General features: G+C 63.0%; 8 protein-coding genes, 1 tRNA gene and 1 pseudogene. All 10 read right to left on the reverse strand.

All coding sequences use genetic code 11. From position 1 onward, the window contains the following. Positions 1-127: 127 nt before the first annotated feature. Positions 128-4,348, reverse strand: a complete 4,221-nt coding sequence (rpoC, locus tag QE494_RS06185; RefSeq protein ID WP_300042042.1) for a DNA-directed RNA polymerase subunit beta' — start codon at positions 4,346-4,348, stop codon at positions 128-130. A gap of 18 nt (positions 4,349-4,366) precedes the next feature. Continuing rightward, the gene (gene rpoB / locus QE494_RS06190; RefSeq protein WP_300042043.1) at positions 4,367-8,479 is read right to left on the reverse strand and encodes a DNA-directed RNA polymerase subunit beta; all 4,113 of its coding nucleotides are present in this window, start codon (positions 8,477-8,479) and stop codon (positions 4,367-4,369) included. 354 nt (positions 8,480-8,833) lie between these two features. Further along, positions 8,834-9,211, reverse strand: a complete 378-nt coding sequence (rplL, locus tag QE494_RS06195) for a 50S ribosomal protein L7/L12 (RefSeq protein WP_300042044.1) — start codon at positions 9,209-9,211, stop codon at positions 8,834-8,836. A 51-nt stretch (positions 9,212-9,262) separates the two neighbouring features. After that, positions 9,263-9,763: a 50S ribosomal protein L10 gene (rplJ, locus tag QE494_RS06200; RefSeq protein WP_300042045.1), complete on the reverse strand. Its 501-nt coding sequence runs from the start codon at positions 9,761-9,763 to the stop codon at positions 9,263-9,265. A 244-nt stretch (positions 9,764-10,007) separates the two neighbouring features. Next, positions 10,008-10,703 carry a 50S ribosomal protein L1 gene (gene rplA / locus QE494_RS06205; protein ID WP_300042046.1) on the reverse strand — a complete coding sequence of 232 codons (696 nt, stop codon included), beginning with the start codon at positions 10,701-10,703 and terminating at the stop codon, positions 10,008-10,010. Further along, on the reverse strand, positions 10,704-11,135 hold the full coding sequence (rplK, locus tag QE494_RS06210) for a 50S ribosomal protein L11 (RefSeq protein ID WP_300042047.1): 432 nt from the start codon (positions 11,133-11,135) through the stop codon (positions 10,704-10,706). A 143-nt stretch (positions 11,136-11,278) separates the two neighbouring features. After that, positions 11,279-11,869 carry a transcription termination/antitermination protein NusG gene (nusG, locus tag QE494_RS06215; RefSeq protein ID WP_300042048.1) on the reverse strand — a complete coding sequence of 197 codons (591 nt, stop codon included), beginning with the start codon at positions 11,867-11,869 and terminating at the stop codon, positions 11,279-11,281. Positions 11,870-11,871: 2 nt separating this feature from the next. After that, positions 11,872-12,252, reverse strand: coding sequence for a preprotein translocase subunit SecE (gene secE / locus QE494_RS06220; RefSeq protein WP_300042049.1), 381 nt, complete (start codon positions 12,250-12,252; stop codon positions 11,872-11,874). A gap of 145 nt (positions 12,253-12,397) precedes the next feature. Then, positions 12,398-12,473, reverse strand: a tRNA-Trp gene (locus QE494_RS06225). Between the two features lie 7 nt (positions 12,474-12,480). After that, positions 12,481-12,623, reverse strand: a pseudogene (gene tuf, locus QE494_RS06230) (elongation factor Tu); the annotation flags it as partial.

Here is a 12,623-nt window from a genome sequence, read left to right on the forward strand (position 1 = left end):
CGACGGACTCTTAGCGGAGCGGCCTGAAGAAGCCAAGTGCGGGATCTTCCGCCACAGAAGAAAAAACGCCCCGGGGCCGGCGAGCCGACCACGGGGCGCTTGGGGCACGAAGTGCCAGGGACGTAGCTTATTCGGCCGCAGCGCCCTCGCTGGCCTCGGGCAGGACAGCCTCCTCGCCGCCCAGCTCGGCCGCCTCAGCCTCGGCGATGGCGCGGCGCTCGGCGTCGTCCATGGCGTCCTTGACTTTGCGGGCCGCGTGGTAGGCCATGCCGGTACCGGCAGGGATGAGCCGGCCGACGATGACGTTTTCCTTCAGGCCGCGCAGCTCGTCGCGCTTGCCCATGATGGCCGCCTCGGTCAGCACGCGGGTGGTCTCCTGGAAGGAGGCCGCGGAGATGAAGGAGTCGGTGGACAGCGAGGCCTTGGTGATACCGAGCAGCAGGTTGCTGAAGGTCGCCGGGATCTTGCGAGCGGCGCGCAGGGCGTCGTTGGTATCCAGCATCTCGGAGCGCTCGACCTGCTCGCCGGCGATGTAGGAGGACTCGCCGGTGTTCTCGACGACCACACGACGCAGCATCTGGCGAACGATCACCTCGATGTGCTTGTCGTTGATCTTCACACCCTGGAGGCGGTAGACGTCCTGCACCTCGTCGACGATGTAGCGCGCCAGTTCCTCGGAACCCAGCAGACGCAGGATGTCCTGCGGATCGGCCGGGCCGTCGACCACGCTCTCGCCCTTGTTGACCACCTGGCCTTCGTGCACCAGGATATTCTTTTCCTTGGGAACGAGTTCTTCGTGAACGCCGCCTTCCGGGTCGGTGATCTGCAGGCGAATCTTGCCCTTGGTCTCCTTGCCGAAAGAAACGGTGCCGGTCATCTCGGCCAGCACGCCCTTGTCCTTGGGCGAGCGAGCTTCGAAGAGCTCGGCTACGCGGGGCAGACCGCCGGTGATGTCGCGGGTCTTCTGACCTTCGATCGGGATACGCGCCAGCACTTCGCCGGGGCCCACGTCCTGACCATCACGCACCTGAATGAGCGCGCCGACCTGGAAGCCGATGGTCACCGAGTGGTCGGTGCCGGGGATCTTGACCTCGAGGCCTGCAGCGTCGATCAGCTTGACCTGCGGACGCACCACCTTGGCAGAGCCGCGGCGCTTGGGGTCGATCACCACCAGGGTGGACAGGCCGGTGACCTCATCGACCTGCTTGGCAACCGTGAGGCCCTCTTCCACGTTCTCGAACTTCACCTTGCCGGCGAATTCCGTGATGATGGGTCGGGTCAGCGGGTCCCAGTTGGCCAAGATGGTGCCGGCCTTGATCTGCTGGTCGGCCTTGATGGCCAGGGTAGCGCCGTAGGGCACCTTGTGGCGCTCACGCTCGCGGCCCAGCTCGTCATGGATGATGATCTCGCCGGAACGGGCGATCACCACCAGCTCACCCTTGCTGTTGGTCACATAGCGCATCGTGCTGTTGAAGCCGATGGCACCGTTGGACTTGGCTTCCACGCTGGAGGCGATGGCTGCGCGGGATGCGGCACCACCGATGTGGAAGGTGCGCATGGTCAGCTGGGTGCCGGGCTCGCCGATCGACTGGGCGGCAATCACGCCCACCGCCTCGCCGGTGTTGACCAGGCCGCCGCGGCCGAGGTCACGGCCGTAGCACTTGCCGCACAGGCCGAAGCGGGTGGCGCAGGTGAGCGCAGTGCGCACCTTGACCTCGTCGACGCCAGCAAGCTCGAGCTCCTCGATCGTGTCCTCGTCCAGCATGCGGCCAGCGGCGACCAGCGTCGCACGGGTCTCGGGGTGCACCACGTCCTCGGCCGCGACGCGGCCCAGGATACGGTCACGCAGCGACTCGATGACTTCACCGCCTTCGACAATGGCGCGCATCAGCGACCCGTCGGAGGTGCCGCAGTCTTCCTCGATCACCACCAGGTCCTGGGTCACGTCGACCAGGCGACGGGTCAGGTAGCCCGAGTTGGCGGTCTTGAGCGCTGTGTCGGCCAGGCCCTTGCGGGCGCCGTGGGTGGAGATGAAGTACTGAAGCACGTTCAGGCCTTCACGGAAGTTCGCCGTGATGGGCGTCTCGATGATCGAGCCGTCCGGCTTGGCCATCAGACCGCGCATACCCGCCAGCTGGCGGATCTGGGCGGCCGAGCCGCGGGCACCGGAGTCGGCCATCATGTAGATGGAGTTGAAGGACTCCTGCTCCACTTCATTGCCGTGGCGGTCGATGGTCTTTTCCTTGGCCAACTGGGCCATCATGACCTTGGAGACTTCGTCGCCGGCCTTGCCCCAGATGTCCACCACCTTGTTGTAACGCTCACCGGAAGTGACCAGGCCAGAGACGTACTGCTGTTCGATCTCTTTGACCTCGCCTTCGGCGCGACCAATGATCTCGGCCTTTTGCGGCGGCACCAGCATGTCGTCCACGCAGATAGAGATGCCGGCCTTGGTCGCCAGGCGGAAGCCGTTTTGCAGCAGCTTGTCGGCGAAGACCACGGTCTCCTTCAGGCCGCAGCGACGGAAAGAGACGTTGATCAGCTTGCTGATCTCCTTCTTCTTCAGGGCCTTGTTGATGTTGGAGAAGGGCAGGCCCTTGGGCAGGATTTCCGACAGCAGGGAGCGACCCGCGGTGGTTTCCACGAGCGAGGTCGAGGGAACGAACTCGCCGGTGTCCTTGTCCTTGGTCCACTCGGTGAGGCGCACGCTGATCTTGGCGGTCAGTTCGAGCACACCGGCTTCCAGCGCGCGCAGCACCTCGCCGACGTCGGTGAAGACCATGCCTTCGCCCTTGCCGTTGATGCGCTCACGGGTGGTGTAGTACAGGCCCAGCACCACGTCCTGCGAGGGCACGATGGAGGGCTCGCCGTTGGCGGGGAACAGTACGTTGTTGGAGGCCAACATCAGCGTGCGGGCTTCCATCTGCGCTTCCACCGACAGCGGCACGTGCACGGCCATCTGGTCGCCGTCGAAGTCGGCGTTGAAGGCGGCGCACACCAGCGGATGCAGCTGGATGGCCTTGCCTTCGATCAGGATGGGTTCGAAGGCCTGGATGCCCAGGCGGTGCAGCGTCGGCGCGCGGTTCAGGAGCACCGGGTGCTCCTTGATAACCTCTTCCAGGATGTCCCACACCACCGGGGTGCCGGACTCGACTTCCTTCTTCGCGGCCTTGATGGTGGTCGCAATGCCCATTGCCTCGAGGCGCGAGAAGATGAAGGGCTTGAACAGTTCCAGCGCCATCAGCTTGGGCAGGCCGCACTGGTGCAGCTTGAGGGTCGGGCCCACGGTGATGACCGAACGGCCAGAGTAGTCGACGCGCTTGCCCAGCAAGTTCTGGCGGAAGCGGCCGCTCTTGCCCTTGATCATGTCGGCCAGGGACTTGAGCGCACGCTTGTTGGCGCCGGTCATGGCCTTACCGCGGCGACCGTTGTCCAGCAGGCTGTCCACGGCTTCTTGCAGCATGCGCTTCTCGTTGCGCGCAATGATCTCGGGCGCCTTGAGCTCGAGCAGGCGACGCAGACGCGAGTTGCGGTTGATGACGCGACGGTACAGGTCGTTCAGGTCGGAGGTGGCAAAGCGCCCGCCGTCCAGTGGCACCAGCGGACGCAGGTCCGGCGGCAGCACGGGCAGCACGTCCATCACCATCCAGTTGGGCTTGATGCCCGACTTCTTGAAGGCCTCGAGCACCTTCAGGCGCTTGGCGTTCTTTTTGACCTTGACTTCAGAGCCGGTCAGATCGCCGCGCAGCCTTTCGATCTCGATGTCGAGGTCGATGCCTTCGAGCAGGTCTTTGATGCCCTCGGCGCCCATCTTGGCGACGAATTCGTCACCGTATTCCTTGCGCTTGGCGTCGTAGTCGTCCTCGCTCATGATGCCGAATTTCTTCAGCGGGGTCATGCCGGGGTCGGTCACCACATAGGCTTCGAAGTACAGCACCCGCTCGATGTCGCGCAGCGTCATGTCCAGGACCAGGCCCAGGCGAGACGGCAGGGACTTGAGGAACCAGATGTGGGCGCAGGGCGCCGCCAGGTCGATGTGACCCATGCGCTCGCGGCGCACCTTGGTCTGGGTGACCTCCACGCCGCATTTCTCGCAGATGACGCCGCGGTGCTTGAGGCGCTTGTACTTGCCGCACAGGCACTCGTAGTCCTTGATGGGGCCAAAGATCTTGGCGCAGAACAGGCCATCACGCTCGGGCTTGAAGGTCCGGTAGTTGATGGTCTCGGGCTTCTTCACCTCGCCGAAGGACCAGGAACGGATCTTTTCCGGCGAAGCCAGGCCAATGCGAATGGCCTCGAAATGCTCGTCGGGCGTGAACTGCTTGAAGAGGTCGAGTAGTGATTTCATGACTCAATCCTTTCTAAATTAAGAGCGTTCCAGTTCGATATCGATGCCCAGCGACCGGATTTCCTTCACCAACACATTGAAGGATTCCGGCATGCCAGCCTCGATGGCGTGCTCGCCCTTGACGATGGACTCGTACACCTTGGTACGGCCCTGAACGTCGTCGGACTTGACGGTGAGCATTTCCTGCAGCGTGTAAGAGGCGCCGTAGGCTTCGAGCGCCCACACCTCCATCTCGCCGAAACGCTGGCCGCCGAACTGCGCCTTGCCGCCCAGCGGCTGCTGGGTGACGAGGCTGTAGGGGCCGGTGGAGCGTGCGTGCATCTTGTCGTCCACCAAGTGGTGAAGCTTCAAGAAGTGCATGTAGCCGATGGTGGTCGGGCGCTCGAACTTGTCGCCGGTGCGGCCGTCATACAGGTAGGCCTGGGTGCGGGTGGCGGTCAGGCCCTTGGCCTTGGCGACATCCTCCGGATAGGCCAGCTTGAGCATGCCGCGGATCTCGTCTTCGGAGGCGCCGTCGAACACCGGGGTGGCAAACGGTACACCGGTGGTCAGCTCGCTGGCCATCTTGACGACTTCCTCGTCGGACAGGTCGGCAAGATTTTCCTTCTTGCCGGAGCCGTTGTAGATTTCCTCGAGGAACTTGCGCAGTTCGGCCGCACGGGCCTCACGCTGCAGCATGTCGCCGATGCGCTGGCCAATGCCCTTGCCGGCCCAGCCCAGGTGCACTTCCAGCACCTGGCCCACGTTCATGCGCGAAGGCACGCCCAGGGGGTTGAGCACGATGTCGCAGGGCGTGCCGTCGGCCATGTAGGGCATGTCTTCGACCGGAACGATCTTGGAGACAACGCCCTTGTTGCCGTGACGGCCGGCCATCTTGTCGCCGGGTTGCAGGCGGCGCTTGACGGCCAGGTAGACCTTGACCATCTTGAGCACGCCCGCAGGCAGCTCGTCGCCCTGGGTCAGCTTCTTGCGCTTTTCTTCAAAAGCCAGGTCGAAGCTGTGACGCTGCTGCTCGATTGAGTTCTTGATGGACTCGAGCTGGCCGGCAACGTCATCGTCAGCGGGACGGACGTCGAACCAGTGGTACCTCTCGACCGAGGCCATATAGGCCTTGTCGATCTTGGTGCCCTTGACCAGCTTGTTCGGGCCGCCGTTGGCGACCTTGCCCACCAGAAGCTTCTCGATCCGGTCGAAGGCGTCGGCCTCGACGATGCGCAGCTGGTCGTTGAGGTCCAGGCGGAAGCGCTTGAGTTCGTCGTCGATGATCTGCTGGGCGCGCTTGTCACGCTGGATGCCTTCACGGGTGAAGACCTGCACGTCGATGACGGTGCCCTGGCTGCCCTGGTCGACGCGCAGGGAGGTGTCCTTCACGTCGGAAGCCTTCTCGCCGAAGATCGCGCGCAGCAGCTTCTCTTCGGGGGTGAGGGTGGTCTCGCCCTTGGGGGTGACCTTGCCCACCAGCGTGTCGCCGGGTTGCACTTCCGCGCCAACGTAGATGATGCCGGACTCGTCCAGGCGATTGAGCTGCTGCTCGGCCAGGTTGGGAATGTCGCGGGTGATTTCCTCGGCGCCCAGCTTGGTGTCGCGGGCCATGACCACCAGTTCCTCGATGTGGATCGAGGTGTAGCGGTCATCGGCGACCACGCGCTCGGAGATGAGGATGGAGTCTTCGAAGTTGTAGCCGTTCCAGGGCATGAAGCCGATCAGCATGTTCTGGCCGATGGCGATTTCGCCCAGGTCGGTCGAAGCGCCGTCGGCCACCACATCACCCTTGGCGATCTTGTCGCCGCGCTGGACGATGGGACGCTGGTGGATGTTGGTGTTCTGGTTGGAACGCTGGTACTTGATCAGGTTGTAGATGTCGACGCCGACTTCGCCCGCCTGGGCTTCCTCGTCGTTGACACGCACCACCAGACGGGTCGCGTCGACATAGTCGACCACGCCGCCGCGACGGGCGGTGACCACGGTGCCGGAGTCGACAGCCGCCACGCGCTCGATGCCGGTGCCCACCAAGGGCTTTTCCGGACGCAGCACGGGCACGGCCTGACGCGACATGTTGGCGCCCATGAGCGCGCGGTTGGCGTCGTCGTGCTCTAGGAAGGGCACCAGGGAAGCAGCCACGGAGACGATCTGCGCGGGCGACACGTCCATGTACTGGATGCGTTCAGCGCCGACCAGGATGGACTCACCCTTTTCACGGGCGGAGACCAAGTCGCCGGTGAGACGGCCTTCCTTGTCGAGTGCGGCGTTGGCCTGGGCGATGACGTACTTGCCTTCTTCGATGGCCGACAGGTAGTCGATCTCCATGGTGACCTTGGCGTCCACCACACGGCGGTACGGGGTCTCGATGAAGCCGTACTCGTTGAGGCGCGCGTACAGGGCCAGGGAGTTGATCAGGCCGATGTTCGGGCCTTCCGGCGTTTCGATCGGGCAGACGCGGCCGTAATGGGTGACGTGCACGTCACGCACTTCAAAGCCGGCGCGCTCGCGGGTCAGGCCGCCCGGGCCCAGGGCGGAGACGCGACGCTTGTGCGTGATCTCGGCCAGGGGGTTGGTCTGGTCCATGAACTGCGACAGCTGGGACGCACCGAAGAACTCCTTGAGCGCCGCGGAGATCGGCTTGGAGTTGATCAGGTCGTGGGGCATCAGCGGCTCTTGCTCGGCTTGGCCCAGACGCTCCTTGACAGCCTTCTCGATACGGGCAAGACCCGTGCGGTACTGGTTCTCAGCGAGTTCGCCAACGCAGCGCACGCGGCGGTTGCCCAGGTGGTCGATGTCGTCGACTTCGCCACGACCGTTACGCAGGTCGACCAAAATCTTGACCACGGCCAGGATGTCCTCGTTGGCCAGCACCATGGGGCCAGTGGACTCGTCGCGGCCCACGCGGGCGTTGAACTTCATGCGGCCCACCCGCGACAGGTCGTAGGTGTCGGGGTTGTAGAACAGGCGCTGGAACAGGGCTTGCACCGCGTCTTCCGTCGGCGGCTCCCCGGGGCGCATCATGCGGTAGATGGCCACACGCGCAGCAAACTCGTCGACGGTTTCGTCGATGCGCAGGGTCTGCGAAATGTAGGGGCCCTGGTCGAGTTCGTTGGTGTAGATCACCTGCAGGTCCTGCACACCGGCGGTACGCAGCTTCTTGAGCAGGGCTTCGGTGAGCTCGTCGTTGGCCTTGGCGATGATCTCGCCAGTGTCGGCGTCGACCACATTGCGAGCGACCACACGGCCCACAAGGAAGTCCTCGGGCACGCTGATGTGGGTGGTGCCGCTTTGCTCGAGGTCACGGGTGTGACGCGCGGTGATGCGCTTGTCCTTAGCAACGATGACCTTGCCCGACTTGTCGGTGATGTCGAAGCGGGCAACCTCGCCGCGCAGGCGCTCGGAAACAAACTCCATCTGGGCGCCGCTGTCCATCAGGCGGAAGTTGTCGTTGACGAAGAAGTTCGCCAGGATGGACTCGGGGGTCAGGCCGATGGCCTTGAGCAAGATGGTGACCGGCATCTTGCGACGGCGGTCCACGCGGAAGTACAGCATGTCCTTCGGGTCGAACTCGAAGTCCAGCCAGGAACCGCGGTAAGGAATGATGCGGGCCGAGAACAGCAGCTTGCCCGAGCTGTGGGTCTTGCCCTTGTCGTGTTCGAAGAACACGCCGGGCGAACGATGGAGCTGCGAGACGATCACGCGCTCAGTACCGTTGATGATAAACGAGCCCTTGTCCGTCATGAGCGGCACTTCGCCCATGTAAACCTCTTGCTCTTTCACCTCCTTGACCACCTTGGACTGCGGCGTCGAAGACTCGCGGTCATAAATGATCAATTGCACCTTGGCGCGTACCGCCGAGGAGAAGGTCAGGCCGCGGGTCTGGCATTCGCGCACATCGAAGGCGGGCTTGGCCAGGTTGTATTCGAGGAACTTCATCTCCACAAAACCGTTGTGGGAGACGATGGGGAAGGCGGCATCAAAAGCCGCCTGCAGGCCCTCTTTGGTGCGCCGGGTCGGCGCGAGGTCTGCTTGCAGAAACGCGGTGTACGCGTCTTTCTGCATCTGCAGGAGGTAGGGAACTTCCAGCACGCTGTCGCGGCTGCCGAAGCTTTTGCGAATGCGCTTGCGTTCGGTGTATGAGTAGGCCATGAGATCTCCGGGCTATTGAGCTCTTGCGCAACTGTCTTGCCGGCGCCCGTCATCAACGGGCGCAGCAGGCTTGGCGGGTTGGCCACTACCAACCATGGCGGACGGCGATGCCTTGCACATCGCCCGAACCAAGGCGTCTTCTGCAGTCGGGTCAGAAGACACTTGGAAAAGTCCGAATTCGGCCTTTTCCAGGTGCGCTCTGAAAGCGCAAAGGGCCGGTCCGAAAACCAGCCCGCGTAAATCGTATTTGGAGCGAAGCGAGCGGTCCGAGGTCGGCCCGAGACGCGCAGCCGTACTAAAGTACGGCGAGCACCGCAGGACCGAGATCGGTCCGCGCAGCCGCTCCAAATCGATTTACTTGATTTCGGCCTTGGCGCCGGCTTCGACCAGCTTCTTGAGTGCGGCTTCTGCGTCGGCCTTGGGCACGGCTTCCTTGACGTTCTTGGGAGCGCCGTCGACCAGGTCCTTGGCTTCCTTGAGGCCCAGACCGGTGATTTCGCGCACGGCCTTGATGACGGACACCTTGTTGGCGCCCGCCTCGGTCAGGACGACGTTGAATTCGGTCTTCTCTTCGACGGCAGCAGCGGCGCCACCACCACCCGCGGCGGCCGGTGCGGCCATCGCAGCGGCGCTCACGCCGAACTTTTCTTCGATGGCCTTGACCAGGTCATTGAGTTCCATGACGGACATGCTGTCCAGGGCGGTCAGGAATGCGTCTTTATCGAATGCCATTTTGATTTTCCTAAAACTGTATGTTGGTAACGAGGACAGGTGCCGGGCCGATCAGGCGGCGGCAGCTTCGCCCTTCTTGGCTGCCAGGGCGCCCAGGACCACCGCGGTGCGGGAGATGGGCGACATGAGCAGGCCGCAAAGCTGCGCCAGCAGGACTTCCTTGGAGGGAATGTTTGCCAGCTGCTTCACGCCGTTGACGTCCAGCGACTTGCCGCCGTAGACACCACCGCGAATGACCAACTTTTCGTTGGTCTTCGCGAAGTCGGCCACCACCTTGGCGGCGGCCACAGCGTCCACGGAGAAGCCGTAGATCAGCGGACCGGTCATCTGGTCGGCCGCCACTTCGAAGCTGGAACCGGCGACAGCACGGCGGGCCAGGGTGTTCTTCAGAACACTCAGGGTCACATCCTTGCTGCGCGCATCGTTGCGCAGTTTCGTCATGTCGGCGACCGTGATGCCGCGGTATTCCGCCATCACCAGCGTTTGAGCTTTAGCGGCGAGTCCGGTCACTTCTTCAATGACCGCTTGCTTCTCACTGCGATTCAGACTCAAGGTCTACTCCTTCAAATGTGCCGTCTGGTTTGCACCATCGGGCACGCCTTACTTGCAGCGACCAACTGTTTTGGAAATTTTCAAATCCATTTTCAGCGGGATCGCCATCTGCGTTGGCTTTCACTGATTAAGCGCACTCGCGTGCGCGCCAACGGTCTTTGATGGCCTGCCGGGTGGTGCCTTGGTGCACCGGGCCCGACAGCCCACCACACCTGCCCCGCCTTGCAGCGAGACAGGAATTTCTTTAGCCCTGCAGGGACTGCAGGTCTACGCGCACGCCCACGCCCATGGTGGACGAGACGGCGAGCTTGCGCAGATAGATACCCTTGGACGTGGCCGGCTTGGCCTTGTTCAGGGCATCGAGCAGCGCGTCAAGGTTGCCCTTGAGCTTGTCGGAGTCAAACGAGCGGCGGCCAATGGTGCCGTGCACGATGCCGGCCTTATCGACGCGGAACTGCACCTGACCGGCCTTGGCATTTTTCACCGCGGTCGCGACGTCGGGGGTGACGGTGCCAACCTTGGGGTTAGGCATCAGGCCGCGCGGACCCAGGATCTGGCCCAGGGTACCGACCACGCGCATCGCGTCGGGGGCGGCGATGACCACGTCAAAGGGCATGTTGCCGGCCTTGACCATCGCGGCCAAATCGTCCATGCCGACGATGTCGGCGCCAGCAGCCTTGGCTTCTTCAGCCTTGGCGCCTTGGGCGAACACGGCCACGCGCTTGGTCTTGCCGGTGCCGTTGGGCAGCACGACGGCGCCACGCACCACTTGGTCGGACTTCTTGGCGTCGATGCCCAGTTGCACCGCGACGTCGATGGACTCATCGAACTTGGCGTTGGCGCATTCCTTGACGATGCCCAGCGCATCAGCGATGGCGTACAGCTTGTTGCTGTCGACCTTGCCCTCTTGGGCTTTTTGCTTTTTGGTCAGCTTGGCCATTTAGACACCCTCCACCGTGACGCCCATCGAGCGGGCGGAGCCAGCCAGCGTACGGACGGCAGCGTCCACGCTCGCGGCGTTCATGTCTTTCATCTTGGTCTTAGCGATCTCTTCCAGCTGGGCCTTGGTGATCTTGCCGACCTTGTCGCTGTGCGGCTTGGAAGAGCCCTTGTCCAGCTTGATGGCCTTCTTGATCAGGACCGTCGCGGGCGGGGTCTTGATGATGAAGGTGAAGCTCTTGTCCGCGAAGGCGGTGATCACCACCGGCAGCGGCAGACCGGGCTCGACGCCCTGTGTCTGGGCGTTGAACGCCTTGCAGAACTCCATGATGTTCAGACCACGCTGACCGAGCGCAGGGCCGATCGGCGGGGACGGGTTGGCCTTGCCGGCCGGCACTTGCAGCTTAATGAAGCCGACGATTTTCTTCGCCATCTTCGTTTCTCCTTGCGGGTTCTAACGCCTGGACTCAAAGGCCACAGGCTCCCCGGGGTTGCGACTCACTTCTTTCTTGAACCCCGCGCCGAGTCGAAAAGCGCGGGGCTTGAAAATCTGTCCGGCCAAGGGCCGGGCGCTCCTCAGGTCTTTTCGATCTGGCTGAACTCGAGCTCGACTGGTGTCGCGCGGCCGAAGATCGTGACCGAGACGCGGACCTTGCTCTTTTCGTAGTTGACTTCCTCGACGGTGCCGTTGAAGTCGGTGAACGGGCCATCCTTGACGCGCACATACTCGCCGACCACGAACTCGACCTTGTGGCGGGGCTTCTCGACGCCCTCTTCCATCTGGCCGAGGATTTTGGCGACGTCGTCGTCTGAAATCGGGGCTGGGCGGTTCTTGGCGCCGCCAACGAAACCGGTGACCTTGTTGGTGTGCTTGACCAGGTGCCAGGTGTCGTCGTTCATGACCATCTGCACCAGCACATAGCCTGGGTAAAAGCGGCGCTCAGAAGTGCGCTTCTGACCATTCTTGATCTCGACGACTTCCTCGGTGGGGACCAGGATCTCACCAAACATGTCCTGCATGCCGGCGCGGTTGATGCGCTCACGAATGTTGCGCTCGACGGCCTTTTCCATGCCCGAGTAGGCATGGACGACATACCAGCGCAGGTCAGGGTTGGCATTTGGGGCTGGGGCTTGCGCGCCAGCCACGGGAGTTTGGCTCTCGCTCATGTTCATCTCCAGCGCAGAATCAGGTCGTAGAAGACCCATTCAATGGTCTTGTCGGCCGACCACAGCAGGATCGCCATGATCAGCACGAAGCCGAATACGTAGGCCGTCATCTGGACGGACTCCTTGCGGGTGGGCCAGACCACCTTGCGCACTTCGCGCCAGGAATCTCGGCCGAAACCCACCAGCTGCCGGCCGGGCTCTGCGGTCAGGAACACGGCAACCGCCGCAGCCAACGCCACCACCAGCACACCCCACTGGGCAAGCGCACCTTGGCGCGCGAGCAGGTAGAAGCCCGCCAGTCCAGCGATCACCAGCACGGCAGCCGCCCCGAGCTTGGCCTTGTCGGCGCCCGAGGTGACGGTTTCAACTTGAGAAGTGGCCATGGAAGGCTTTTTCCTGCTTCAGATTCGTGCACGCCTTGAAGGCACCAAACCCGCCATACACAGCGGGTTTCTTTTTGAGACTCGCCGACATACTCGGCGAGGGCCTCGGGTCGGACCAGTTGCCTGGTCCGGGGTGCCACTCAAGTGGCAGGGGCAGAGGGAATCGAACCCCCAACCTTCGGTTTTGGAGACCGACGCTCTGCCAATTGAGCTATACCCCTACGCGAATCACTCCATGATCTTGGCGACGACGCCCGAGCCGACGGTCTTGCCACCTTCGCGGATGGCAAAGCGCAGGCCTTCTTCCATGGCAATCGGGGCGATCAGCTTCACAGTGATCGACACGTTGTCGCCAGGCATCACCATCTCTT

It is taken from the genome of Ramlibacter sp. (assembly GCF_029866045.1).
Classification (GTDB): domain Bacteria; phylum Pseudomonadota; class Gammaproteobacteria; order Burkholderiales; family Burkholderiaceae_C; genus Ramlibacter.